The organism is Streptomyces sp. NPDC003038 (assembly GCF_040611115.1).
In the GTDB taxonomy this organism is placed as follows: Bacteria; Actinomycetota; Actinomycetes; order Streptomycetales; family Streptomycetaceae; genus Streptomyces.
In genome coordinates this window covers 369,047-394,032 of record NZ_JBEXNN010000001.1, presented here as the reverse complement: position 1 = coordinate 394,032, position 24,986 = coordinate 369,047, and the positions used below count along the sequence as shown (strand labels likewise).

Sequence of the window (24,986 nt, the reverse complement as noted above, 5' to 3'; positions counted from 1 at the left end):
CCGTGGACCTGCGCCTCGCGGTGCCGGCCATGGCCGCCTGGGCGGCGGCGGCCGTCGCCCTGAACGTGCCTGCCGGCTGGACCGCAGCCGCGGTCGCTCTCGCGGTGGCCGCCGCGGGGCTGTTGACGTGGGCCGGGTGCGGGCGACGCCCGGAGCCGCTGTGGAAGGTCGGCGCCTCGGCGGCCGCGGCCCTGCTGTGTGCGGCGGCCGGAGCCGGGGTCGCGGGGCTCCACCGGGCCGAGGCGCGGGCCGGGCCGGTCGCGGGGCTGGCCCGGGACCACGCCCGCGTCCTCGTGGAGTTCACCGTCGGCTCCGATCCGCGGGCCGCCCGGAGCGGGAACGGGCCGCCCGTGATGGTGCTGGACGCGGTGGTGACCGGTGTGACCGCGCCCGACGGGGCGCGTACCAGGGTCACCACCCCGGTGCGGGTGCTGGCGGGGCATCCGCAATGGGCGCGGCTGCAGCCGTCGACGCGGGTGGCGGTGGTGGCCCGGCTGGCCCCGGCCCGGGACGGGGAGCGGGCCGTGGCACTGCTGCGCCCGGCCGGTGACACCCCGCCCAGGGTGACCGGCGGCCCGGATACCGCGCAGCGGCTCGCCGGACGGTTGCGGGCCGGGCTCCGCGAGGCCACCGAGGGGCTCGCGTCGGATGCCAGGGCCCTGCTGCCCGGCCTGGTGGTCGGGGACACCTCCAGGGTGCCGCCCGACCTGCACGACGCGTTCCGGGCCACCGACCTGCTGCACCTGCTGGCCGTCTCCGGGTCGAACCTGACCGTGGTGCTGTTCCTGCTCATCGGGCCCCCGGCCCGCGCGCAGCAGGCCGAGCGGCGGGGGCTGGCACCTCGCCTCGGGCTGTCGCTGCGGGCGACCGCCCTGTGCGGAGCCGCCCTGACGCTGGCCTTCGTGGTGGTGTGCCGGCCGGAGCCGAGCGTGCTGCGGGCCGCGGCCTGCGGCTCGATCACCCTGCTGGCCATCGCCACCGGGCGGCGTAGGTCCCTGATCCCCGCCCTGGCCGCCGCCGTGCTGCTGCTCGTGCTCTACGACCCGTGGCTGGCCCGCAGTTACGGCTTCCTGCTGTCCGTCCTGGCCACCGGGGCCCTGCTCACGCTCGCCCCCCGGTGGAGCGAAGCCCTGCGGCAGCGCGGGATGCGGCCCCGGCTTGCCGAGGCGGTGGGAGCCGCCGCGGCCGCGCAGGCGGTGTGCGCGCCCGTGGTCGCCGTGCTCTCGGCCCGGGTCAGCCTGGTGGCGGTGCCGTGCAACCTGCTGGCCGAGCTGGCCGCGGGTCCGGCGACGGTGCTCGGCTTCGCGGCGCTCGCGGTGGCCCCGCTGTGGATGTCCGCCGCGGAAGCGCTCGCCTGGTGCGCGGGTGTCCCGGCCGGGTGGATCGCCGCTGTGGCCCGGGCGGGGGCGCGGCTGCCGGGAGCGGAGCTGCCCTGGCCCGGCGGGATCACCGGCGGCATTCTGCTGGCCGCCACCACCCTGGTACTCGTAGGGCTCGGCGCCCGGCTGATCCGAAAGCGGTGGGTCAGCGCGGCCCTGGCCGTGCTGCTGCTCCTCGCCGTGCTGAGGCCGCCGCAGGTCACCCGTACGCTCACCGGCTGGCCTCCGCCGGACTGGAGCTATGTGCAGTGCGCGGTGGGCCAGGGAGACGCGGCCGTGCTGGCCGTCGCCCCGGGCACGGCCGTGGTGGTGGACGCCGGCCCCGACCCCGGCCCGGTGGACGCCTGCCTGCGGGCCCTGGGCGTGCGCAGGGTGCCGCTGCTCCTGCTGACACATTTTCACGCCGACCACGTGGCGGGCCTGTCCGGGGTGCTGCGCGGCCGGGCCGTGGGTGTGATTCAGACCACGACACTGGAAGAGCCGCCCGGGCAGGCAGAGTTCGTTCGACGGACCGCGGCGGCCGCCGGCGTGCCCGTCGTGGCGGCGGTACCGGGGGAGCGCCGGCGGGCCGGGCCGCTGGAATGGCAGGTGCTGTGGCCGCCGCCGGCCGGCCCGCCACCGGAGGGGGCCAACGACGCGAGTGTGGCCCTGCTGGTGCACGCCGGAGGCCTGACCCTGCTCCTGCTGGGCGACATGGAACCACCCGCGCAGCAAGCCCTCTTGAAGGAGCATCCGGAGCTGGGTCCGGTGGACGTACTCAAGGTCGCCCATCACGGCTCCGCACGCCAGGACCCCGCCCTGCACGCCCGGATCCGGCCACGGCTCGCGATCGTCCCGGTCGGCGCGGAAAACCGCTACGGACACCCCGCACCGGGTACGCTCACGCAGCTGCGGGCGATGGGGGCGACCGTACTGCGCACCGACACCGACGGCTCGATCGCCGTCACGGGCACGGGCTCGGGAGTGCGAGCATTCAAAGCCAACCGGCGGCGAAGCCGGTGCGGGCATACCGGGCGCGGCCATTCTGTTTGCCCACGACCCGGCAGCATGATCGAATGCGTCTTCGCCAGAACGGTCCAAGACCACACAGCACGGGGGTGCATCAGCCATGTTCGGTCGCCGACGGGGTATGGAGTCGGCCGGAACTTCCAGCCCGCACACATCAGCGACACTGACGTTGCCGCCCACGGCGGGCCTGCTCAGCTGCCGGGTTCTCGACACGGTCCACCAGCCGGTCCGACAGGCCACGTTCGAGGTGACCGACCCGATCGGACGCCGGATCGTCAGCGGGGAGACCGACCCGTACGGCGGGTTCACGGCCGCCGTACCGCAGGGCGAGTACCGGCTCTCCGTCACCGCCGAGGGGTACGCGCCGTTCCACGGGGCGACGCTGGTGGGGGAACCGGGGGAGCCCGGCACCGGCGAGATCATCCTCGACGCGGTGGAACCGCCGCTGCTGCCGCAGCCCGGCCACTGGGAGCTCGATCCGACGCATTCGTCCATCGGTTTCACCGTCAGGCACATCGGCTTCGCCCGGATCCGCGGCCGGTTCAACACGTTCGCCGGCGCGGTGCGGATAGCCGAGCGCATGGAGGACTCCTCCATGCACGTGATCATCGATGCGGCGAGCATCGACACGGGGGTGCGGCTGCGGGACGACCACCTGCGGTCCGCCGACTTCCTGGACGCGTCCCGGCACCCCACGGTGGAGTTCTACAGCGAACGGTTCATCCACCGCAGCGGCAGCCGCTGGGCCGTGGCGGGCGCCCTCACCCTCCACGGGGTCAGCCGCTCCGTCACCCTGGACACCCAGTACCTGGGTCTGGGCACGGGCATGGAGGGCGAACCTCGGGCCGCCTGCCGGGCCACCGCCGAACTGAACCGCGAGGACTTCACCCTGAACTGGCAGTCGACGCTGGCGCACGGGATCGCGGCCATCGGTTCGAGCGTGGAAGTGACGCTGGACGTCCAGATCGTCCACAAGGCGTAAGGGCCCGGGCCCTACGGGGCCTCCAGCCAGCCTTCGTACTCGGCGGCGAGGCCGTCCAGCGTGGTGGCGTCGAGCCGCTGCCGCGGGTCCTCGACGACCACCAGCCACTGGGCGTCCTCGGCGTCGTCCTCGCCGGCGAGGGCGTCGCGGAACAGCTGGGGTTCCTCCGGGAGACCGAAGCGGTCGACGGCTTCCCGCGCCACCTCCTCGGCGGTGTCGCGGTCGGGCAGGACGAGTACGTGTCGCACATTCACGCGACCATTCTCGGGTACGCGGAGCGGGGGGCTGTCGGTGCGGCGTGGGATGCTGGACGCGATGGCCACCAGGAAGAACTCCACCGACGATCCCCTCGCCCCGCTCACCCTCGCGGTGGGGCAGGAGGACCTGCTGCTCGACCGTGCCGTGCGGGAGGTGGTGGCCGCCGCACGCGCCGCCGACACCGACACGGACGTGCGCGACCTCTCCTCCGAGCAGCTCCAGCCCGGCACGCTGGCCGAGCTGACGAGCCCCTCGCTGTTCTCCGAGCGCAAGGTGCTGGTCGTGCGCAATGCGCAGGACCTGTCCGCGGACACGGTGAAGGAGGTCAAGGCGTACATCGACGCGCCGTTCGAGGAGATCAGCCTCGTCCTCCTCCACGCCGGCGGAGCCAAGGGCAAGGGTCTGCTGGACGCGGCGCGGAAGGCGGGTGCGCGGGAGATCGCCTGCCCGAAGATGACGAAGGCGACGGACCGGCTGGCGTTCGTGCGGGGCGAGTTCCGCACGCTGGGCCGTTCGGCGACGCCCGAGGCGTGCCAGACGCTGGTCGACGCGATCGGCAGCGACCTGCGGGAGCTGGCCAGCGCGGCGGCCCAGTTGTGCGCGGACGTCGAGGGCACCATCGACGAGGCCGTGGTCGGCCGCTACTACACGGGCCGGGCCGAGGCCTCCAGCTTCACGGTCGCCGACCGGGCCGTCGAGGGACGCGCGGCGGAGGCCCTCGAAGCCCTGCGCTGGTCGCTGTCCACCGGCGTGGCGCCGGTCCTGATCACGAGCGCCCTGGCTCAGGCGGTGCGCGCGATCGGCAAACTGGCCTCCGCTCCGCGCGGGGCCCGCCCGGGCGACCTGGCCCGGGACCTGGGCATGCCGCCCTGGAAGATCGACCGGGTCCGCCAGCAGATGCGGGGCTGGTCGGCGGACGGCGTCTCCGACGCGCTGCGCGCGGTGGCCGCGGCCGACGCGGGAGTCAAGGGCGGTGGCGACGACCCCGAGTACGCGCTGGAGAAGGCGGTCGTGGCGGTGGCCCGAGCGGCGCGCCCCCAGCGGCGCTAGCCCGCACCGACCCTGCCCGGGTTCGTCCCGGCCGGCTGCCGCCGGGCCCCGTCCCGGTCGCAGCTCTTACCCTGTCCTGGCCCCGACCGCGGCGCCGTCGCCCGGTACCGGCTCGGGCAGACGTGGGCCCCTGCGGCCGGTCCCGCCTCAGATCCGGCCCGGTTGCCGGCTTCGGTGGGCGCGGGGCCGGTCCCGGTCGGGCCGGGGCCTGCGGCGACGCGCGAGGCGGTGGCAGCGAGAAGGCCCCGGCCGCCACCCTGGAGGGGTGGAGGCCGGGGCCTTCGTCGTACTGATGAGGTGCGCCGCACCCGCGTGGCGAACGCAGGCCGCGTGCGGCGCGGTGTGCCGGTCAGGAGCGGAAGAGAGGGCCCGCTGGGTCCTCACCGGCGATTCACATCGAGGGCTCAGCCCTGGAGGGAGGCAACCTTGGAGGCCAGCGCCGACTTCTTGTTGGCGGCGGCGTTCTTGTGGATGACACCCTTCGAGACAGCCTTGTCGAGCGCACGGGAGGCGTCGCGAGTGGCCACAGCGGCCTTCTCGACGTCACCCGCGACGACGGCCTCGCGGGCCTTGCGGATCGCGGTCTTGAGCGAGGACTTGACGGCCTTGTTACGCAGGCGCGCCTTCTCGTTCGTCTTGTTCCGCTTGATCTGGGACTTGATGTTCGCCACGAAAGAGCCTTTGCAGGTTCAGAGTTTGATCTTCGGATTGTGTCCCTCCCCCAGACTCAGTCCGGGGGGACCCCCGACTGAGAGGGCATACGAGACACAGCTGCCCAGGCTACCAGGCACGCTCCGGGCGGCCCAAACCGAGCGCACTGCCCCGTCCATGGGACCATGGGAGTCTGCGTACAGATCCGACATCGCGCCGACGACAGCGGCGGGAGGCGGACTTTCGCTCAGACCGACGCTTCGCCAACGCTTCCGACTGCGACCCGAGAATCAGGACACTGCGTGCCCGCGATCCCCAGCCACGTGCCCGAGCCGAGCCGTACCGACCCGGCGCTGATCCGCAACTTCTGCATCATCGCGCACATCGACCACGGCAAGTCGACCCTTGCCGACCGGATGCTCCAGCTCACCGGTGTGGTCGACCAGCGGCAGATGCGCGCCCAGTACCTCGACCGCATGGACATCGAGCGTGAGCGCGGCATCACCATCAAGTCCCAGGCGGTCCGGCTGCCCTGGGCGCCCAGGACGGGCGAGGACCAGGGCAGCACCCACATCCTCAACATGATCGACACCCCCGGGCACGTCGACTTCACCTACGAGGTCTCCCGGTCGCTGGCCGCCTGCGAGGGCACGGTCCTCCTGGTGGACGCCGCCCAGGGCATCGAGGCGCAGACCCTCGCCAACCTGTACCTGGCGATGGAGAAAGACCTCGCGATCGTCCCGGTCCTGAACAAGATCGACCTGCCGGCCGCCCAGCCGGAGAAGTTCGCGGAGGAGCTCGCGAACCTGGTCGGCTGCCAGCCCGAGGACGTCCTGCGGGTCTCCGCGAAGACCGGTCTCGGCGTGGACGCGCTGCTCGACAAGATCGTCGCCACGGTCCCGGCCCCGGTCGGCCCCAAGGACGCCCCGGCCCGCGCGATGATCTTCGACTCGGTCTACGACTCGTACCGCGGTGTCGTGACCTACGTCCGTGTCGTCGACGGCCAGCTCAACAAGCGCGAGCGCATCCGGATGATGTCCACCGGCGCCACGCACGAGCTGCTGGAGATCGGTGTCTCCTCCCCGGAGATGACCCCGGCCGACGGCATCGGCGTCGGTGAGGTGGGCTACATCATCACCGGCGTGAAGGACGTCCGGCAGTCCAAGGTCGGTGACACCATCACCAGCCTGCACGGCGGCGCGACCGAGGCGCTCGGCGGCTACAAGGACCCGAAGCCGATGGTCTTCTCGGGCCTGTACCCGCTCGACGGCTCGGACTACCCGGACCTGCGCGAGGCCCTGGACAAGCTGCAGCTCAACGACGCCGCGCTCGTCTACGAGCCGGAGACCTCGGCGGCGCTCGGCTTCGGCTTCCGCGTCGGCTTCCTCGGCCTGCTGCACCTGGACGTGGTCCGCGAGCGCCTGGAGCGCGAATTCGGCCTCGACCTGATCGCCACCGCCCCCAACGTGGTCTACCGCGTGGTCCTGGAGGACGGCAAGGAGGTCACGGTCACCAACCCGAGCGAGTTCCCCGAGGGCAAGATCTCGGACGTGTTCGAGCCGGTCGTCCGGGCCACCGTGCTCGCGCCGACCGAGTTCATCGGCGCGATCATGGAGCTGTGCCAGAACCGTCGCGGCACCCTCCTCGGCATGGACTACCTCTCCGAGGACCGCGTCGAGATCCGCTACACCCTCCCGCTCGCCGAGATCGTCTTCGACTTCTTCGACCAGCTGAAGTCCAAGACGCGCGGATACGCCTCCCTCGACTACGAGCCCACCGGCGAGCAGGCCTCCAGCCTGGTCAAGGTCGACATCCTGCTGCACGGCGACAAGGTCGACGCCTTCTCCGCCGTCACGCACAAGGACGCCGCCTACGCCTACGGTGTGCGCCTCGTCGCCAAGCTGCGCGAGCTCATCCCGCGGCAGGCCTTCGAGGTGCCGATCCAGGCTGCCGTCGGCTCGCGGGTCATCGCCCGCGAGACCATCCGCGCCATCCGCAAGGACGTCCTCGCCAAGTGCTACGGCGGTGACATCTCCCGTAAGCGGAAGCTGCTGGAGAAGCAGAAGGAAGGCAAGAAGCGGATGAAGATGGTCGGCTCGGTGGAGGTCCCGCAGGAGGCGTTCATCGCAGTCCTCTCCAGCGACGAGTCCAGCGCCAAGAAGAAGTAGCGCTGTGTGAGCCTCCAGTGAGAAGTGCGTGAGGCGCCGCGAGGGCGTTGTACGCGAAGCAGGCCCCCGCGCATCGGCGCGGGGGCTTGTTTCGTTATGAATCGGCCGCTCGCTGGCTCTTACGTACCAGGCGGTCGGCCCCTAGTCTGATCACTGCTCGATGGTTACTCGCCAGTTACAAGCCCTGAGTCAGCGCACCGGAGCATGAGCCGTGCACGACAGGCCCAGCCCGCGTGGTCCCGGAGGACGTCCGTGAGCGACACACAGACCTTGATCGAGAACCGCCCGCCCACCGTGGCGGCACTCTTCCTTGAGCGCGTCGCCGCCACGCCGAATGCGGAGGCGTACCGGTTCCCGGTGCCCGCCGCCGGCGGCGAGGGCGCTCCCGACGACTGGAAGTCGCTCAGCTGGGGACAGGCGGCCGAGCGGGTCTTCGCCATCGCCGCCGGGCTGACCGACCTCGGCCTGCAAGCGGAGGACCGCGTCGCGCTCGCTTCCAACACCCGGGTCGAGTGGATCCTCGCCGACCTCGGCGTGATGTGCGCGGGCGCCGCGACCACCACCGTCTACCCGAGCACCAACGCGGAGGAGTCGGCGTACATCCTCGCGGACTCGGCCAGCCGGGTCCTGATCGCCGAGGACGCGACGCAGCTGGCGAAGGCCCGCGCACACCGCGCCGACCTTCCCGAGCTGGCGCACGTCGTCGTCATGAACACCGCCGACGCGGTGTCCGCCGAGGGCGACCCGGAGGGCTGGGTGCTCTCCCTCGCCGACCTGGAGAAGCGCGGTACGGAGTACCTCGCCAAGCACCCCGGGGCGGTGAAGGAGCGGATCTCGGCCATCACCGCCGACCAGCTCGCCACCCTCATCTACACCTCCGGCACCACCGGCCGTCCCAAGGGGGTGCGGCTGCGGCACGACAGCTGGTCGTACATGGCCAAGGCGACGGTGGCCACCGGCCTGATCAACGCGGACGACGTTCAGTACCTGTGGCTGCCGCTGGCCCACGTCTTCGGCAAGGTGCTGACCTCCGGCCAGATCGAGGTCGGTCACGTCACCGCCGTGGACGGCCGCATCGACAAGATCATCGAGAACCTGCCGATCGTCCAGCCGACGTACATGGCGGCCGTTCCGCGCATCTTCGAGAAGGTCTACAACGGGGTCGCGGCCAAGGCCCGGGCCGCCGGCGGCGCCAAGTACAAGATCTTCCAGTGGGCCGCGGGCGTCGCCCGCGAGTACGCCAAGGTCACCCAGGACAACTTCCGGCGCACCGGCAACGCCACGGCGCCCTTCGGCCTCACCACCAAGCACAAGATCGCCGACGCGCTCGTCTACTCCAAGCTCCGCGACGCCTTCGGCGGCAACCTGCGCGCCGCCGTCTCCGGCTCCGCCGCCCTGGCGCCCGACATCGGCTACTTCTTCGCCGGCGCCGGCATCCACATCCTGGAGGGCTACGGCCTGACGGAGTCCAGCGCGGCCTCCTTCGTCAACCCGGGCGAGGCCTACCGCACCGGCACCGTCGGCAAGCCGCTCCCCGGCACCGAGGTCCGGATCGCCGACGACGGCGAGATCCTGCTGCGCGGCCCCGGCATCATGCAGGGCTACCACGGCCTGCCCGAGAAGACCGCCGAGGTCCTGGAGCCGGACGGCTGGCTGCACACCGGTGACATCGGCGAACTCTCCGCCGACGGCTACCTGCGCATCACCGACCGCAAGAAGGACCTGATCAAGACCTCCAACGGGAAGTACGTCGCCCCGGCCGAGATCGAGGGACGGTTCAAGGCGATCTGCCCGTACGTGTCGAGCATCGTGGTGCACGGCGCGGACCGGAACTTCTGCTCGGCGCTGATCGCGCTGGACGGGCCGGCGATCCTGGGCTGGGCCGCCGAGCACGGGCTGGAGGGCAAGACGTACGCGGAGGTCGTGGCGGCGCCGGAGACCGTCCGGCTCATCGAGACGTACGTGCAGACCCTGAACGAGGGCCTGCAGAAGTGGCAGACGGTGAAGAAGTTCCGGCTGCTGCCGCGGGACCTGGACGTCGAGCACGGCGACCTCACGCCGAGCCTGAAGCTGAAGCGGCCCGTGGTCGAGCGGGAGTTCAAGTACCTGATCGACGAGATGTACGAGGGATCCCTGGAGGCCTAGCGCCTGCCGCCGGCCGGGCGGGGCGGGCAGCCGGGCCCGTCCCCGCCGTGTCCCTGCCGTGTCCCCGCCCCGCCGTATCCCCGGGGTGTCCCCGCAGGCGGAGGGCCCGGGGACCCGGCGGGTGCGGGACAATGGGTGCATGCCTTCCGCACTGCCCGACGGTGAACCCATGCCCGAAGACGGCTCGCTGCCGTCGCATGCCCTGGCGGGTGCCGACGAGCGGCCGCTCGGCTTCTACCTGCACGTCCCGTACTGCGCCACGCGCTGCGGGTACTGCGACTTCAACACCTACACGGCGACCGAGCTGCGCGGTACCGGCGGCGTGCTCGCCTCGCGCGAGAACTACGCCGACACCCTGATCGACGAGGTGCGGCTGGCGCGCAAGGTGCTGGGCGACGACCCGAGGGCCGTGCGCACCGTCTTCGTGGGCGGGGGCACGCCGACGCTGCTGCCCGCAGGGGACCTCGTACGGATGCTCGCGGCGATCCGGGACGAATTCGGCCTGGCGGACGATGCCGAGATCACGACGGAGGCCAATCCGGAGTCGGTGGACCCGCGGTACCTGGCCGAGCTGCGCGCCGGCGGCTTCAACCGCGTCTCCTTCGGCATGCAGAGCGCTAAGCAGCACGTCCTGAAGGTGCTGGACCGCACGCACACGCCGGGTCGCCCGGAGGCGTGCGTCGCGGAGGCACGGGCGGCGGGCTTCGATCACGTCAACCTGGACCTGATCTACGGGACCCCGGGCGAGACCGACGAGGACTGGCGGGCCTCGCTCTCGGCGGCGCTGGGGGCCGGTCCGGACCACATAAGCGCGTACGCCCTGATCGTCGAGGAGGGCACCCAGCTGGCCCGGCGGATCCGCCGGGGCGAGGTCCCGATGACGGACGACGACGTGCACGCCGACCGGTACCTGATCGCCGACTCGGTGATGGCGCAGGCCGGGTACTCCTGGTACGAGGTGTCGAACTGGGCCACCTCGGAGGCCGGGCGCTGCCTGCACAACGAGCTGTACTGGCGCGGAGCCGACTGGTGGGGCGCGGGGCCGGGCGCGCACTCGCACGTGGGCGGGGTGCGGTGGTGGAACGTGAAGCACCCGGGCGCGTATGCCGCCGCGCTGGCGCAGGGGCGTTCTCCCGGCGCCGGGAGGGAACTCCTGTCGGAGGAGGACCGGCGGGTGGAGCGGATCCTGCTGGAGCTGCGCCTGGTGGACGGCGTGCCGCTGTCGTTGCTCGCGCCGGCCGGTCTCGCCGCGGCGGGGCGTGCCCTCGGGGACGGGCTGCTGGAGGCGGGGCCGTACGCCGCCGGGCGGGCCGTGCTGACCCTGCGGGGGCGGTTGCTGGCCGACGCGGTGGTCCGCGACCTGGTGGACTAGCCCCTGCGGGCCGGCTGCTGGGGGCACTGCCCCCAGACCCCCGCGCCTCAAACGCCGGCGGGGCTGGGTGTGCGCCTCAAACGTTGGCGGGGCTGGGTGTGCGGGGCTGGGTGTGCGCCCCGCTGGGTGTGTGCCTCAGACGTCGGCGGGGCTGGATGTGACGTGGTCGATCAAGTGTTCCACCGCGCCCAGCAGGGTCGGTTCCAGGTCCCGGTACGAGGTCACCCGCGACAGGATGTGCTGCCAGGCGGCTCCCGTGTGGTCCGGCCAGCCCAGGGCCCGGCAGACGCCCGTCTTCCAGTCCTGGCCGCGCGGGATCACCGGCCATGCCGCGATGCCCAGCGCCGACGGCTTCACCGCCTGCCACACGTCCACGTACGGGTGGCCCACGATCAGGACGTCCGGCGAGATCACCGACGCCGCGATACGGGACTCCTTCGAGCCCGGCACCAAGTGGTCCACCAGGATCCCCAGGCGGGCGTCCGGCGCCGGGGCGAAGTCCGCCACGATGGCCGGGAGGTCGTCGATGCCCTCCAGGTACTCCACCACCACGCCCTCGATCCGCAGGTCGTCACCCCAGACCCGCTCCACCAGCTCGGCGTCGTGGCGGCCCTCGACGTAGATCCGGCCCGCGCGCGCCACCCGCGCCCTGGCGCCCGGGACGGCGATCGAGCCGGAGGCCGTACGGGCCGCGGCCTCCGGTCCGCGCGGCGGGCGGGTCAGCGTCACCACCGCCCCGTCCAGCAGGAACCCCCGCGGCTCCATCGGGAAGACCCGCCGCTTGCCGAAGCGGTCCTCCAGGGTCACCGTGCCCGCCTCGCAGGCCACCACCGCGCCGCAGAAGTCCGTACCCGCCACCTCGACCACGAGGTCGGGTTCCGCCGCCACCTCGGGTACGGCCTTGGGGCGCTTCCACTGCGGGGTCAGGTCGGGGGAGTACTCGCGCATCCGGCCGACAGTAGGAGAGCCGGCCCGCTCACGCCTCCGACACGCCGAAACGGGCCGCGAGTGTGGCGCGTTGCGCACGCACGAAGGCCGCCGGGACCACCGCTCCGTGACCCGGCACGTACAGCGCGTCGTCGCCGCCCAGCGACAGCAGCCGGTCCAGAGCGGCGGGCCACTGCCCGGGCACCGCGTCCCGCCCCGCCTGCGGTTCCCCGGACTCCTCGACCAGGTCCCCGCAGAAGACCACCTCCCGCTCACCCGGCACGAAGACGGCCAGGTCGTGCCCGGTGTGGCCCGGCCCCACATTGGCCAGGAGCACCTGCACCCCGCCCAGCTCCAGCGTCCACTCGCCCGACACCGGATGCCGGGGCAGCACGAGCATTTCCACGGCTTCGGCCGCCTCCGGCTCCGCCAGCCCGTGCCGTACCGCGGAGTCCCGCAGCGCGTCCCGGTCGGCCGCCAGCAGCGAGTCCAGGCCGACCGCCGCGTACACCTCGGCCCCGGAAAAGGCGGCAGCACCCAGCACATGGTCGAAATGTCCGTGCGTGAATGCGATATGGGTCACGCGCCGCCCGGTCAGCCGCTCCGCCTCGGCCCGGATCTGCGCCCCTTCCCGCAGGCACGAGCCGGGATCGATCAGGAGGACCGATTCGTCCCCCACCACCAGCCCCACAGTGCAGTCCCACACCGGCAGGCGGCGTCGGCCGGCCCGTCCGGTCAGCCGTTCCCAGCCCGCCTCTTCCCAACGCACGTCCATGCGGCGACGCTACCTTGGCGGGCCTCCCTTGCTAGGGGCGTACCGCCCGGCCGTACACTGAGCGGGGGATCGCTGGCACTCGAACGCTCAGAGTGCCAACGAAGCCGAAGGACCGCCGACGAAAACCCGCACACAGGTGGAGGTGCCGCGCGATGCTCAGCGAACGCAGACTCGAAGTGCTGCGCGCCATCGTCCAGGACTACGTCGGGACGGAGGAGCCGGTCGGCTCCAAGGCGCTCACCGAGCGGCACCGGCTCGGCGTCTCGCCCGCCACCGTGCGCAACGACATGGCCGTGCTGGAGGAGGAGGGCTACATCGCCCAGCCCCACACCAGCGCCGGCCGGATCCCCACCGACAAGGGCTACCGCCTCTTCGTCGACAAGCTGGCGGGGGTCAAACCGCTGTCGTCGCCCGAGCGCCGGGCCATCCAGAACTTCCTCGACGGCGCCGTCGACCTCGATGACGTGGTCGGCCGTACGGTGCGGCTGCTCGCGCAGCTCACCCGGCAGGTCGCGGTCGTCCAGTACCCCTCGCTGACGCGTTCCACCGTGCGCCACGTCGAGCTGCTGTCGCTGGCCCCGGCCCGGCTGATGCTCGTACTGATCACGGACACGGGGCGCGTCGAGCAGCGGCTGATCGACTGCCCGAGCCCCTTCGGGGAGACCTCGCTCGCGGACCTGCGGGCGCGGCTCAACAGCCGGGTCGTCGGCCGCCGTTTCACCGATGTGCCCCCGCTCGTCCAGGACCTCCCCGAATCCTTCGAGGCGGAGGACCGCGGCACCGTCTCCACGGTGCTCGCGACGCTCCTCGAAACCCTGGTCGAGGAAGCCGAAGAGCGGCTGATGATCGGCGGTACCGCCAATCTCACCCGCTTCGGACACGATTTTCCCCTGACGATCAGGCCGGTGCTCGAAGCGCTGGAGGAGCAGGTCGTGCTCCTCAAGCTGCTCGGCGAGGCCAATGAGTCGGGCATGGCCGTACGGATCGGGCATGAGAACGCCTACGAGGGGCTGAACTCCACGTCGGTCGTCTCGGTCGGTTACGGTTCGGGCGGCGAAACAGTCGCCAAACTCGGCGTGGTCGGACCGACACGCATGGACTACCCCGGAACGATGGGAGCGGTACGCGCAGTGGCACGTTACGTCGGACAGATCCTGGCGGAGTCGTAAGTGGCCACGGACTACTACGCCGTTCTCGGCGTGCGCCGCGACGCATCGCAGGACGAGATCAAGAAGGCCTTCCGCCGCCTCGCGCGTGAACTTCACCCGGATGTGAATCCGGATCCGAAGACGCAGGAGCGTTTCAAGGAGATCAACGCGGCGTACGAGGTGCTCTCGGACCCGCAGAAGAAGCAGGTCTACGACCTCGGCGGCGACCCGCTGTCCTCCGGCGGCGGCGCCGGCGGCGGAGCGGGTGGCTTCGGAGCGGGTGGCTTCGGCAACTTCTCCGACATCATGGACGCCTTCTTCGGCCAGGCCTCGCAGCGCGGCCCGCGCTCGCGGACCCGGCGCGGCCAGGACGCCATGATCCGCCTCGACCTGGAACTGGACGAGGCGGCCTTCGGGACGACCAAGGACATCCAGGTCGACACGGCCATCGTCTGCACCACCTGCTCCGGTGAGGGTGCCGCTCCCGGCACCGCGGCGCAGACGTGTGACATGTGCCGTGGCCGCGGTGAGGTCTCGCAGGTCACCCGGTCCTTCCTGGGCCAGGTCATGACCTCGCGCCCCTGCCCGCAGTGCCAGGGCTTCGGCACCGTGGTCCCGACCCCGTGCCCCGAGTGCGCGGGCGACGGCCGGGTCCGCTCCCGCCGCAGCCTCACGGTCAAGATCCCGGCCGGTGTCGAGAACGGCACCCGGATCCAGCTCGCGGGCGAAGGTGAGGTCGGCCCCGGCGGCGGCCCCGCCGGCGACCTGTACGTGGAGATCCACGAGCTGCCGCACCCGACCTTCCAGCGCCGCGGGGACGACCTGCACTGCACGGTGACCATCCCGATGACGGCGGCCTCCCTGGGCACCAAGTGCCCGCTGGAGACGCTGGACGGCATGGAGGAGATCGACATCCGGCCCGGCACCCAGTCCGGCCAGTCGATCCCGCTGCACGGGCGCGGCGTCACCCACCTCCGCGGTGGCGGGCGCGGTGACCTGATCGTCCACGTCGAGGTCACCACTCCGAGCAAGCTGGACGCCCAGCAGGAGGACCTGCTGCGCCAGCTCGCGAAGCTGCGCGGTGAGGAGCGGCCCCTGGGCCAGTTCGCGCCGGGGCAGCAGGGTCTGTTCAGCCGCCTGAAGGACGCGTTCAACGGCCGCTGACCGGCCCGCGATCACCCGTACGAGCCCGGCCCGGGGACGCCCCGGACCGGGCTCGACGCATGGGCCCCGGCCGCGCCCGGAAGCGGACTATGCCAGGCGAATGCCATGATTCGGCCCCGTGAGCGGGACATGGCACGATGCAGTCCATGTCCTCCGCACCGAACGGTCTGTCCCCGTACCCGATCGTGCAGGCTCCCATGGCGGGCGGCGCCTCCTGTCCGCCGCTCGCCGCCGCGGTGTGCGAGGCGGGCGGACTGGGCTTCCTCGCCGGGGGCTACAAGACCGCCGACGGCATGTACCAGGAGATCAAGCGGTTGCGCGCGCTCACCCGCCGCCCCTTCGGCGTGAACCTCTTCATGCCGCAGACCGGTTACGTCGACCCGGCCGCCGTCGAGGCGTACCGCGGGCAGCTGGCCGGCGAGGCGAGCTGGTACGACGTCTCCCTCGCCGCCGACGACATCATCGGCACCTGCGACGACGGCTACGACGCCAAGCTCGCCATCCTCGCCGAGGACCCGGTCCCGGTCGTCTCCTTCACCTTCGGCTGCCCCACGCCCGAGGCGCTCGCCCGCCTGCGCAAGGCCGGTACGTACACCGTCGTCACCGTGACCTCCGTCGACGAGGCCCGGGCGGTGCAGGACGCGGGCGCCGACGCGGTCTGCGTCCAGGGTGTGGAGGCGGGCGGCCACCAGGGCACCCACCGCGACGACCCGCAGGCCGACGGCACGGCGTCCATCGGGCTGCTCGCACTCGTGGCCCAGGTACGCGAGACCGTGGCCCTCCCGATCATCGCGGCGGGCGGTCTGATGCGGGGATCCCAGATCGCGGCGCTGCTGGCCGCGGGCGCGGAGGCGGCGCAGCTCGGCACGGCCTTCCTGGCCTGCCCGGAGTCGGGGGCGGACCCGCTGCACAAGAAGGCGCTGACGGACCCGCTGTTCGTCCGCACGGAACTGACCAGGGCCTTCTCCGGGCGGCCGGCACGAGGCCTGGTGAACCGCTTCATGCGGGAGCACGGGCCGTACGCCCCGGCCGCGTACCCGCAGGTCCACCATCTGACCTCGGGTCTGCGCAAGGCGGCCGCCGCGGCCGGGGACCCGCAGGGGATGGCGCTGTGGGCGGGCCAGGGGCACCGGCTGGCGCGGACGCTCCCGGCGGGGGAGCTGGTCGAGGTGCTGGCGGCGGAACTGGCCCAGGCGCAGAGCGCGTTGCAAGGAATGCAGATGAGGAGTGCGTCATGACCGCCCCCGTGTTCGTGGTCGAAGAGGTCCCCTCGGGGCCGGAGTTCGTCCTGGACGGCCCCGAGGGCCGGCACGCGGTGTCCGTAAAGCGGCTGAACCCGGGTGAGGCGCTGGTCCTGACGGACGGCCGGGGCGCCTGGGCGGACGCGGTGGTGAAGTCGGCGGAGGGCAAGGACCGCCTGACCGTGTCGGTGTCCTCGACCGGGCGGGAACCGGAAGCCCCGGTCCGCATCACGGTGGTACAGGCGCTCCCCAAGGGGGACCGCGGAGAGCTGGCCGTCGAGACGATGACCGAGACGGGCGTGGACGCGATCGTGCCGTGGCAGGCTTCGCGCTGCATCACGCAGTGGCGCGGCGACCGCGGAGCGAAGTCCCTGGCCAAGTGGCGGGCCACGGCCCGGGAGGCGGGAAAGCAGTCCCGCCGGGTCCGCTTCCCGGAGGTGGCCGAGGCCATGTCCACGAAGCAGGTGGCCGCGCTGCTGGCCCACGCCGACCTGGCGATGGTCCTCCACGAGGACCGCGACACCCCGTCGCAGGCCCTGGCCACCGCCGCACTCCCGGCCGCGGGCTCCATCGTGCTGGTGGTCGGCCCGGAGGGCGGCGTCTCCCCGGAGGAGCTCACCGTCTTCGCCGCGGCGGGCGCCCACCCGTACCGGCTGGGGGCGTCGGTGCTCCGGACCTCCACGGCCGGCACCGCCGCGGTGGCGGTCCTGCTGGCGCGGACGGGGCGTTGGTCCTGAGCAGGCGCTGGTCCTGAGCGGGCGTCGGTCTGAGCGGGCGGCGGTCTGAGCGGGGGCGCACGCTGACCGGCGCGCGGCCGGGCGCCGCCTCCCGACCGGCCCCGGGGTGGATACGATGCCCGGACCGATCACCGTCACGGGAGGCGAAGCAATGGCCGGGGAACCGCAGGCCGACTGCCTGTTCTGCAAGATCGTCACAGGGGAAGTCCCGGCGACCGTGGTCCGCGAGAGCGAGACGACCGTCGCCTTCCGGGACATCAACCCGCAGGCGCCCACGCACGTGCTCATCATCCCCAAGGCCCACTACCCCGACGCCGCCACGCTCGCCGCCGCCGAGCCCACCATCGCCGCCGACGTGCTGCGCGAGGCCGGGCAGATCGCCGCGGACGAGGACGTGGACGGCCACGGCTACCGGATCGTGTTCAACACCGGCGCCGGCGCCGGCCAGACCGTCTTCCACGCCCACGCGCACGTCCTCGGCGGCCGCGGCCTCCAGTGGCCCCCCGGATAGCCGTGTCCGCACGCGAGTTCGTGGTGCTGGGCACCGCCAGCCAGGTCCCCACCCGCCACCGCAACCACAACGGCTACCTGCTGCGCTGGGACGGCGAGGGCATCCTCTTCGACCCGGGCGAGGGCACCCAGCGCCAGATGCTGCGCGCGGGTGTGGCCGCGCACGACATCAACCGGATCTGCGTCACCCACTTCCACGGCGACCACAGCCTCGGCCTCGCCGGGGTGATCCAGCGCATCAACCTCGACCAGGTCCCGCACCCCGTCACCGCGCACTACCCGGCCTCGGGGCAGAAGTACTTCGACCGGCTCCGTTACGCCACCGCCTACCGCGAGACCGTGCCGCTGCGCGAGGAACCGGTGGCCGGCGACGGGACGCTGGCGCGCGGGGCGTCGTACGTGCTGGAGGCTCGGCTCCTCTCCCACCCGGTGGAGTCCTTCGGCTACCGGCTGACCGAGCCCGACGGGCGGCGCATGGTGCCAGAACTGCTCGCGCGGCACGGGATCAAGGGCCCGGACGTGGGCCGGATCCAGCGCGAGGGCCGGCTGGGCGACGTCACGCTGGAGCAGGTCAGCGAGCACAAGCCCGGGCAGCGGTTCGCCTTCGTCATGGACACCCGGCTCTGCCCCGGGGCGATCGCGCTCGCGGAGGGCTGCGACATGCTGGTGATCGAGTCGACCTTCCTCGACGAAGAGGAGCGGCTGGCCACCGACCACGGCCACCTCACCGCCGGCCAGGCGGCCCGGGTGGCGCGGGACGCGGGCGTACGGCACCTGGTGCTGACGCACTTCTCGCAGCGTTACACCGACCCGACGGCGTTCGAACGCCAGGCGCGCGCGGCGGGCTTCGGGGGCGAGCTCACGATCGCGGTGGACCTGGTACGGGTGCCCTTGCCCAAGCGGGGCTAGGCAAGGGCCAGGCCGGGCGGGGGAGGTCGCGGCGCGACCCGGCGCGGGCCCGCCCGCGGGGATTCGCGGGCGGGTGGTGGCGCCCCGGAGCCCCCAGGGCCCGAGCGGCGGCGGTCAGCGTGTCGCGGGTGATGTGCGACACACTGGGTTTGTTCCCGCGCCCAACGGGCAGGGCCGGCAGTTTCCGCTGAGGACCTGCCGGCAGAAACGACCCTTCCCCTCACCGATCCGCACACGACACAACGGGGAGTACACCGTGACCAGTCGGGAGAGCTTCACGAGTCGCTCAGCAGCAGTGGACCCGCTCGGTCCGCTGCGCGACCCGCAGGAACCGGGCTGCGACGTCTTCCTGACCGGAACGGTCTTCCTCGACATCATCTTCACGGGCCTCGACTCGGCTCCGGTACGCGGCACGGAGTCCTGGGCGCGCGGCATGGGCTCCAGCCCCGGCGGCGTCGCCAACATGGCCACCGCCCTGGCCCGGCTCGGCCTGCGCACCTCACTGGCCGCGGCCTTCGGCGACGACCACTACGGCGAGTACTGCTGGGACGCGCTCGAACAGGGTGAGGGCATCGACCTGTCCATGTCCCGGACGGTCCCCGGCTGGCACAGCCCCGTCACCGTCTCGATGGCCTACGAGGGCGAGCGCACGATGGTCTCGCACGGCCACGAGGCGCCGCCCCCCGCGGGCCCCGGGCCGTTCCCGCAGTGCCCGCCGCGGGCCCGGGCGGCCGTGGCCTCGCTGGGGCCGGGGCGCGGCGAGGAGTGGATCGGGCACGCCGCGCGGCGCGGGTCGCGGATCTTCGCGGACGTGGGGTGGGACGAGAGCGGGCGGTGGGACCTGGGGGCCCTGGCGGACCTGGAGCACTGCGAGGCCTTCCTGCCGAACGCGGGCGAGGCGATGCGGTACACCCGGACGGAGTGCCCGCGGGCGGCGGCCCGGGCGCTGGCCGAGAAGGTGCCGATCGCGGTGGTGACGATGGGGGCGGAGGGCTCGTACGCGGTGGACGGGCGTACCGGGGAGACGGCGCAGGTTCCCGGGATCGCGGTCGACGCGCTCGACCCGACGGGGGCGGGGGACGTGTACGTGGCGGGGTTCCTCACCGGCACCCTGGCGGGCTGGCCGCTGGCGGACCGGCTGGCCTTCGCCGGCCTGACGGCCGCGCTGTCGGTCCAGGAGTTCGGGGGCTCCCTGTCGGCGCCCGGCTGGCCCGAGGTGGCCCTGTGGTGGCGGTCGGCGCCGGACGCGCTGCGCGGCCGGTACGGCTTCCTGGACGCGCTGATCCCGCCGGGGTCGACCCCGGCCGCGCGCCGCAGGGCGGTCCCGACGATCGGCTTCCGCCAGTCCGCGTAGCCCGTGGCCCGTGGCCCGGGCGCGGACCCGTACGCCCGTGGGGCCTCCGGGCCGGGGCGGCGGGAAAAGGGGCTCGCTCGCAAAACCTCTCGGGGATGGGGCGGCGGCGACGTAGGCTTGGTAGTCCGGAGGTCGTCGATCGGCGCGGCCCTTCAACGGGAGGTATGTGCAGGCCACAGTGCCGGCCCATGACTCAGACACCGACAGCCCACATCCCCGCGCCGGGGCAGGCGCGAGCCCACTTCACCGTCCCGGCGACGCACCCGATGGTGACCGTGCTCGGCTCGGGCGACGCCCTGTTGCGCGTGATCGAGAAGGCCTTCCCGAGGGCCGACATCCATGTTCGGGGCAATCAGGTCAGCGCGATCGGCGATGCGGCGGAAGTCGCTCTGATCCAGCGCCTGTTCGACGAGATGATGCTGGTGCTCCGCACCGGGCAGCCGATGACGGAGGACGCAGTGGAACGCTCGATCGCCATGCTCAAGGCGAGCGCCGACGGCAATGGCAACGGGCCCGACGAGACGCCCGCCGAGGTACTCACCCAGAACATCCTCTCCAGCCGCGGCCGCACCATCCGCCCCAAGACCCTCAACCAGAAGCGGTACGTCGACGCGATCGACAAGAACACGATCGTGTTCGGCATCGGCCCCGCCGGTACCGGCAAGACCTACCTCGCCATGGCCAAGGCGGTCCAGGCGCTGCAGTCCAAGCAGGTCAGCCGGATCATCCTGACCCGGCCCGCCGTCGAGGCGGGGGAGCGGCTGGGCTTCCTGCCGGGCACGCTCTTCGACAAGATCGACCCGTACCTGCGCCCGCTCTACGACGCGCTCCACGACATGATCGACCCGGATTCGATTCCGCGGCTCATGGCGGCCGGGACCATCGAGGTGGCCCCCCTGGCGTACATGCGCGGCAGGACGTTGAACGAGGCGTTCGTCGTCCTCGACGAGGCGCAGAACACGAGTCCGGAACAGATGAAGATGTTCCTGACCCGGCTCGGCTTCGACTCGAAGATCGTCGTCACCGGTGACATCACCCAGGTCGACCTGCTGCCCGGCGGCACCAAGAGCGGTCTGCGCCAGGTCCAGTCGATCCTCGAAGGGGTCCCGGACATCCACTTCTCACGGCTCACGTCCGAGGATGTCGTCCGGCACAAGCTGGTCGGCCGTATCGTCGACGCGTACGAGAAGTACGACGACGGCCAGCAGGGCCGCAGCGGCCAACACGGGAAGTAGAACTCAGCGCACCATGTCGATCGACGTCAACAACGAGTCCGGGACCGAGGTCGACGAGCAGGCGATCCTCGACATCGCCCGCTACGCACTCACCCGGATGCGGATCCACCCGCTCTCCGAGCTCTCCGTCATCGTCATCGACGAGGAGGCGATGGAGCAGCTCCACATGCAGTGGATGGATCTGCCCGGACCCACCGACGTCATGTCCTTCCCGATGGACGAACTCCGTCCGCCGGCCAAGGACGACGAGGAGCCCCCGCAGGGGCTCCTCGGCGACATCGTGCTGTGCCCCGAGGTCGCGAAGAAGCAGGGCGAGGAAGCCCCCACGCAGCACTCCATGGACGAGGAGCTCCAGCTCCTGACCGTCCACGGGGTGCTGCACCTGCTCGGGTACGACCACGAGGAGGCCGACGAGAAGGCCGAGATGTTCGGCCTGCAGGCGGCCATCGTCGACGGCTGGCGCGGTGAGCGCGGCATGACCGGTGCGTCCCCGGCCCCCACCGTCTCGTGAACGCTCCCCAGCTGATCACCGGGGCGGTGCTGCTGGTGGTGGTGGCCTGGTTCGCGGCGTGCGCCGAGTCCGGGATCGCGCGCATCTCCAGCTTCCGCGCCGAGGAGGCCGTACGGTCGGGCCGGCGCGGAAGCGCGAAGCTCGCGCAGGTCGCCGCCGACCCCACCCGCTACCTCAATGTCGCCCTGCTGGTGCGGGTCGCGTGCGAGATGGCGGCGGGCGTGCTCGTCACCTACGTCTGCCTGGACGAGTTCGGCGAGAACTGGACCGCGCTGCTCGTGGCGATCGCCGTGATGGTGCTCGTCTCCTTCGTCGCCGTGGGGGTGTCCCCCCGTACGATCGGCCGCCAGCACCCGCTGAACACGGCGACCGCGGCCGCGTACGTACTGGTACCGCTCGCCCGGGTCATGGGGCCGATCCCGCAGCTGCTGATCCTCATCGGCAACGCGCTCACCCCCGGGAAGGGCTTCCGGAAGGGGCCGTTCGCCTCCGAGGCGGAGCTGCGCGCGATGGTGGACCTGGCGGAGAAGGAGTCGCTGATCGAGGACGACGAGCGCCGGATGGTGCACCAGGTCTTCGAGCTCGGCGACACGCTGGTGCGCGAGGTGATGGTGCCGCGCACCGACCTGATCTGCATCGAGCGGTACAAGACGGTCCGGCAGGCGACGACGCTCGCGCTGCGGTCGGGGTTCTCGCGCATCCCGGTGACCGGGGAGAACGAGGACGACATCGTCGGGATCGTCTACCTCAAGGACCTGGTCCGCAAGACCCACGTCAGCCGGGAGGCGGAGTCCGACCTGGTCTCGACGGCCATACGGCCGGCCGTCTTCGTGCCGGACACCAAGAACGCGGGCGATCTGCTGCGTGAGATGCAGCAGGTGCGCAATCACGTGGCGGTCGTCATCGACGAGTACGGCGGCACGGCCGGCATCGTCACCATCGAGGACATCCTGGAGGAGATCGTCGGCGAGATCACCGACGAGTACGACCGGGAACTCCCGCCGGTGGAGGACCTGGACGGCAACCGCTACCGGGTCACGGCGCGGCTGGACATCACCGACCTGGGCGAACTGTTCAAGGTCGAGGCCTTCGACGACGAGGACGTGGAGACGGTCGGCGGGCTGCTGGCGAAGGCGCTGGGCCGGGTGCCGATCGCGGGCGCGTCGGCGGTGGTGGAGCTGCCGGACGGGCGTCCGCTGCGGCTGACGGCCGAGTCCCCCGCGGGACGGCGGAACAAGATCGTGACCGTGCTGGTGGAGCCGGTGCTCCGGGAGGAGGCCTCGGGCGAGGAGGAGGAATGACCCCCCGGGACGGCCGGGCGGGGTGCCGGACGCGAGGGTCCGGGAGCTGGTGGAGGACTCGTACGACCTGGTCGTGGCGGGCCTGCCGCGGGCGGAGCGGCTGCGGCCGGACCGGCCGTGAAAGAGCGTCTCGGCGGGGCCGTTGCACGGCGGAGCCGAGACGCTCCCTATGCTTTCGCCCATGACCGACAGCACCGGGATCGACCCCGAGGACAGCAAGATCATCACGCTGGCGCGCAGCGCCCGGGCCCGCAACGGTGTGCCCGAGGGGGCGGCGGTCCGGGACGAGACGGGCCGCACGTATGTCGCCGGGACGGTGGAGCTCGACTCCCTGAAGCTCAGCGCGCTGCAGACCGCGGTCGCGATGGCGGTGGCGAGCGGGGCGCGGTCCCTGGAGGCCGCCGCCGTCGTCAGCGCGGCCGACGCTCCCGCGGAGGCCGACCGCGCGGTCGTGCGCGACCTGGGCGGCCCGGACACCCCGGTCCTCCTGGCGGCCCCGGACGGCACCCTCAAGTCCACCACCCCGGCGGGCACCTCACGCTGACCCGGCCGGTCCGGCTGCCCGGGCCGGCTTGTCCCGGCGGGTCCGGCTGGCCTGGGCCGGTTGACCGGTCCGGCTTGAGCCGGTCGGTTCGGTCCGGCTTGACCCGGTCCTCTGGCCGATCGGACTGTCCCGGTCGGTCCCGCTGACCCGGTCACGCCGCTGTTCCAGCCGGTGCTGTCGCTCTCGCGGGTTCGGGCCCCGGGTAGGCGCCCAGGCCCGCGCCGGGCCCCGGCGAAGCCCGGCCCCCCGACGGGGGAGGGGCACCGTACGCGGTGTCCGGCTGCTGCCGCGTTGTCAGCTCCGTCCCGCCCGCTCAGGGCTGCGCGGTCGGCCGCTCGTCGGGCCCGTGGCCCCCTGCCCGGCGCGGTCGACTGCGGGTCCGGCCCCTGGCCCCCGCCCGCTCAGGGGTGGGGCGAGCTGCCGGGCCTCCGGCTCCGGCCCCGCCGCGCCGGGCTACGGTCTGCGGCGGATCACCATCGCCATGAGCGCGGCCATCGCGCACAGCGCGCCCGACGCGTACCAGACGATGTCGTACGAGCCGAAGACGTCCCGCGCCAGGCCGCCCAGGAAAGCCACCAGCGCCGCGCCGATCTGGTGCGAGGCCAGGACCCAGCCGAAGACGATCGCGCTGTCGTCCCCGTAGTGCTCGCGGCACAGCGCGATCGTCGGCGGTACGGTCGCGACCCAGTCCAGGCCGTAGAAGACGATGAAGAAGATCATCGGCGGGTGGACGGTCGGCGCCAACAGCATGGGGAGGAAGAGGAGGGACACCCCGCGCAGGGCGTAGTAGACGGCCAGGAGGCGCCTGGCCTCGAACCGGTCCGTGAACCAGCCGGACGCCACCGTGCCCACCACGTCGAACACGCCGATCACCGCGAGCAGCCCCGCGGCCGCCGTCACCGGCATGCCGTGATCGTGGGCGGCCGGCACGAAGTGGGTTTTGACCAGGCCGTTCGTCGAGGCGCCGCAGATCGCGAAGGTGCCCGCCAGCAGCCAGAACGGTCCGGTGCGCGCCGCCTTGAAGAGCACGGTCACCGCCCGCCGCGCCGCACCCGGGACCGGCGTGGGCTTCTCCGCGTAGGTGCCCCCGTACGGGGCGAGCCCCACGTCGGCCGGATGGTCGCGCAGCAGCAGCCAGACGAAGGGGACGACGGTCAGCGCCGCCAGCGAGACGGTCACCGCCGCCGGGCGCCAGCCGTGGTGTTCCACCAGCCAGGCCAGCAGCGGCAGGAAGAGCAGCTGCCCGGAGGCCCCGGCCGCGGTCAGGATGCCGGTGACCAGGCCGCGCCGGGCCGTGAACCAGCGGTTGGTCACCGTCGCCGCGAAGGCCAGTGCCATCGAGCCGCTGCCCAGGCCCACCAGGACGCCCCAGAACAGCACCAGCTGCCAGGACGCGGTCATCCACACCGTGGCCACCGAGCCGCCGGATATGACGAGCAGGGCCAGCGCCACGACCCGGCGGATGCCGAAACGGTCCATCAGCGCGGCGGCGAAGGGCGCGGTGAGCCCGTACAGCGCGAGGTTCACGGAGACGGCGAAGGCGATCGTGCCGCGGGACCAGTCGAACATGTGGTAAATGTTTGGGGCATCATGCAGGTAGGAACAAGGGGGGCCACC

General features: G+C 72.4%; 21 protein-coding genes and 2 pseudogenes. 18 read left to right on the top strand and 5 right to left on the bottom strand.

From position 1 onward, the window contains the following. Positions 1-29: 29 nt before the first annotated feature. Together ABZX75_RS01850 and ABZX75_RS01845 are read left to right on the top strand one after the other, a co-directional pair. Positions 30-2,351, top strand: a pseudogene (locus ABZX75_RS01850) (ComEC/Rec2 family competence protein); the annotation flags it as partial. Positions 2,352-2,508: 157 nt separating this feature from the next. Next, positions 2,509-3,369 (top strand): YceI family protein, encoded by an 861-nt coding sequence (locus tag ABZX75_RS01845; protein WP_355407017.1) that lies wholly within the window; start codon positions 2,509-2,511, stop codon positions 3,367-3,369. Positions 3,370-3,380: 11 nt separating this feature from the next. On the opposite strand, the gene ABZX75_RS01840 is transcribed toward ABZX75_RS01845, so the two are convergent. Further along, entirely contained in the window at positions 3,381-3,623 is a 243-nt protein-coding gene (locus tag ABZX75_RS01840) for a hypothetical protein (protein WP_355406715.1), read from the bottom strand. 61 nt (positions 3,624-3,684) lie between these two features. Between ABZX75_RS01840 and holA the strand changes: the two genes are divergently transcribed. Then, a complete protein-coding gene (holA, locus tag ABZX75_RS01835; protein ID WP_355406713.1) occupies positions 3,685-4,677 on the top strand; it encodes a DNA polymerase III subunit delta in 993 nt (330 codons plus the stop codon). A gap of 404 nt (positions 4,678-5,081) precedes the next feature. Here holA and rpsT read toward each other — a convergent pair whose 3' ends face one another. Further along, entirely contained in the window at positions 5,082-5,348 is a 267-nt protein-coding gene (rpsT, locus tag ABZX75_RS01830; RefSeq protein WP_355406711.1) for a 30S ribosomal protein S20, read from the bottom strand. Positions 5,349-5,630: 282 nt separating this feature from the next. On the opposite strand from rpsT, the gene lepA reads away from it, so the two are divergent. The 3 genes from lepA to hemW all read left to right on the top strand — a co-directional run bounded on the left by lepA (position 5,631) and on the right by hemW (position 11,013). Beyond that, the gene (gene lepA, locus ABZX75_RS01825; protein WP_355406709.1) at positions 5,631-7,496 is read left to right on the top strand and encodes a translation elongation factor 4; all 1,866 of its coding nucleotides are present in this window, start codon (positions 5,631-5,633) and stop codon (positions 7,494-7,496) included. A 252-nt stretch (positions 7,497-7,748) separates the two neighbouring features. Beyond that, positions 7,749-9,641 carry a long-chain fatty acid--CoA ligase gene (locus ABZX75_RS01820; RefSeq protein ID WP_355406707.1) on the top strand — a complete coding sequence of 631 codons (1,893 nt, stop codon included), beginning with the start codon at positions 7,749-7,751 and terminating at the stop codon, positions 9,639-9,641. Between the two features lie 139 nt (positions 9,642-9,780). Beyond that, entirely contained in the window at positions 9,781-11,013 is a 1,233-nt protein-coding gene (hemW, locus tag ABZX75_RS01815) for a radical SAM family heme chaperone HemW (RefSeq protein ID WP_355406705.1), read from the top strand. A gap of 135 nt (positions 11,014-11,148) precedes the next feature. Here the strand turns inward: hemW and ABZX75_RS01810 are convergent, their stop codons facing one another. Further along, positions 11,149-11,961, bottom strand: a complete 813-nt coding sequence (locus ABZX75_RS01810) for a DUF3097 domain-containing protein (protein ID WP_355406703.1) — start codon at positions 11,959-11,961, stop codon at positions 11,149-11,151. A 28-nt stretch (positions 11,962-11,989) separates the two neighbouring features. Beyond that, positions 11,990-12,715, bottom strand: coding sequence for an MBL fold metallo-hydrolase (locus ABZX75_RS01805; protein WP_355406701.1), 726 nt, complete (start codon positions 12,713-12,715; stop codon positions 11,990-11,992). 152 nt (positions 12,716-12,867) lie between these two features. On the opposite strand from ABZX75_RS01805, the gene hrcA reads away from it, so the two are divergent. From hrcA to ABZX75_RS01745, 12 genes and pseudogenes are all read left to right on the top strand, one after another. After that, on the top strand, positions 12,868-13,884 hold the full coding sequence (gene hrcA, locus ABZX75_RS01800; RefSeq protein WP_189736873.1) for a heat-inducible transcriptional repressor HrcA: 1,017 nt from the start codon (positions 12,868-12,870) through the stop codon (positions 13,882-13,884). Further along, entirely contained in the window at positions 13,885-15,027 is a 1,143-nt protein-coding gene (dnaJ, locus tag ABZX75_RS01795; protein WP_355406699.1) for a molecular chaperone DnaJ, read from the top strand. It abuts the gene before it with no gap. Between the two features lie 146 nt (positions 15,028-15,173). Then, complete coding sequence (locus tag ABZX75_RS01790) at positions 15,174-16,265, top strand: nitronate monooxygenase (protein ID WP_355406697.1); 1,092 nt, start codon at positions 15,174-15,176, stop codon at positions 16,263-16,265. After that, positions 16,262-17,005: a 16S rRNA (uracil(1498)-N(3))-methyltransferase gene (locus ABZX75_RS01785; RefSeq protein ID WP_355406695.1), complete on the top strand. Its 744-nt coding sequence runs from the start codon at positions 16,262-16,264 to the stop codon at positions 17,003-17,005. Before ABZX75_RS01790 ends, ABZX75_RS01785 begins: the two co-directional genes overlap by 4 nt. A gap of 151 nt (positions 17,006-17,156) precedes the next feature. Further along, complete coding sequence (locus tag ABZX75_RS01780) at positions 17,157-17,516, top strand: histidine triad nucleotide-binding protein (RefSeq protein ID WP_355407016.1); 360 nt, start codon at positions 17,157-17,159, stop codon at positions 17,514-17,516. A 2-nt stretch (positions 17,517-17,518) separates the two neighbouring features. Beyond that, the gene (locus ABZX75_RS01775; protein WP_355406693.1) at positions 17,519-18,424 is read left to right on the top strand and encodes a ribonuclease Z; all 906 of its coding nucleotides are present in this window, start codon (positions 17,519-17,521) and stop codon (positions 18,422-18,424) included. A 256-nt stretch (positions 18,425-18,680) separates the two neighbouring features. Next, positions 18,681-19,778: a PfkB family carbohydrate kinase gene (locus ABZX75_RS01770; RefSeq protein WP_355406691.1), complete on the top strand. Its 1,098-nt coding sequence runs from the start codon at positions 18,681-18,683 to the stop codon at positions 19,776-19,778. A gap of 188 nt (positions 19,779-19,966) precedes the next feature. Then, complete coding sequence (locus ABZX75_RS01765) at positions 19,967-21,013, top strand: PhoH family protein (RefSeq protein ID WP_355406689.1); 1,047 nt, start codon at positions 19,967-19,969, stop codon at positions 21,011-21,013. Between the two features lie 13 nt (positions 21,014-21,026). Next, complete coding sequence (gene ybeY / locus ABZX75_RS01760) at positions 21,027-21,524, top strand: rRNA maturation RNase YbeY (protein ID WP_355406687.1); 498 nt, start codon at positions 21,027-21,029, stop codon at positions 21,522-21,524. Further along, on the top strand, positions 21,521-22,825 hold the full coding sequence (locus ABZX75_RS01755) for a hemolysin family protein (protein WP_355406685.1): 1,305 nt from the start codon (positions 21,521-21,523) through the stop codon (positions 22,823-22,825). Before ybeY ends, ABZX75_RS01755 begins: the two co-directional genes overlap by 4 nt. Before the next feature lie 19 nt (positions 22,826-22,844). Further along, positions 22,845-22,946, top strand: a pseudogene (locus ABZX75_RS01750) (MmcQ/YjbR family DNA-binding protein); the annotation flags it as partial. 60 nt (positions 22,947-23,006) lie between these two features. Next, complete coding sequence (locus tag ABZX75_RS01745) at positions 23,007-23,369, top strand: cytidine deaminase (RefSeq protein ID WP_355406683.1); 363 nt, start codon at positions 23,007-23,009, stop codon at positions 23,367-23,369. Between the two features lie 453 nt (positions 23,370-23,822). Here the strand turns inward: ABZX75_RS01745 and ABZX75_RS01740 are convergent, their stop codons facing one another. Continuing rightward, complete coding sequence (locus ABZX75_RS01740) at positions 23,823-24,938, bottom strand: MFS transporter (protein ID WP_355406681.1); 1,116 nt, start codon at positions 24,936-24,938, stop codon at positions 23,823-23,825. Between the last annotated feature and the right edge of the window lie 48 nt (positions 24,939-24,986).

Bases quoted from the DNA above. Each gene is read 5' to 3' on its own strand.
- ABZX75_RS01740 (WP_355406681.1), bottom strand. From the start codon at position 24,938: ATGTTCGACTGGTCCCGCGGCACGATCGCCTTCGCCGTCTCCGTGAAC.
- ABZX75_RS01790 (WP_355406697.1), top strand. From the start codon at position 15,174: ATGTCCTCCGCACCGAACGGTCTGTCCCCGTACCCGATCGTGCAGGCT.
- ABZX75_RS01810 (WP_355406703.1), bottom strand. From the start codon at position 11,961: ATGCGCGAGTACTCCCCCGACCTGACCCCGCAGTGGAAGCGCCCCAAG.
- ybeY (WP_355406687.1), top strand. From the start codon at position 21,027: ATGTCGATCGACGTCAACAACGAGTCCGGGACCGAGGTCGACGAGCAG.
- ABZX75_RS01845 (WP_355407017.1), top strand. From the start codon at position 2,509: ATGGAGTCGGCCGGAACTTCCAGCCCGCACACATCAGCGACACTGACG.
- ABZX75_RS01745 (WP_355406683.1), top strand. From the start codon at position 23,007: ATGACCGACAGCACCGGGATCGACCCCGAGGACAGCAAGATCATCACG.
- ABZX75_RS01805 (WP_355406701.1), bottom strand. From the start codon at position 12,715: ATGGACGTGCGTTGGGAAGAGGCGGGCTGGGAACGGCTGACCGGACGG.
- ABZX75_RS01785 (WP_355406695.1), top strand. From the start codon at position 16,262: ATGACCGCCCCCGTGTTCGTGGTCGAAGAGGTCCCCTCGGGGCCGGAG.
- hrcA (WP_189736873.1), top strand. From the start codon at position 12,868: ATGCTCAGCGAACGCAGACTCGAAGTGCTGCGCGCCATCGTCCAGGAC.
- ABZX75_RS01765 (WP_355406689.1), top strand. From the start codon at position 19,967: ATGACTCAGACACCGACAGCCCACATCCCCGCGCCGGGGCAGGCGCGA.
- hemW (WP_355406705.1), top strand. From the start codon at position 9,781: ATGCCTTCCGCACTGCCCGACGGTGAACCCATGCCCGAAGACGGCTCG.
- holA (WP_355406713.1), top strand. From the start codon at position 3,685: ATGGCCACCAGGAAGAACTCCACCGACGATCCCCTCGCCCCGCTCACC.
- ABZX75_RS01780 (WP_355407016.1), top strand. From the start codon at position 17,157: ATGGCCGGGGAACCGCAGGCCGACTGCCTGTTCTGCAAGATCGTCACA.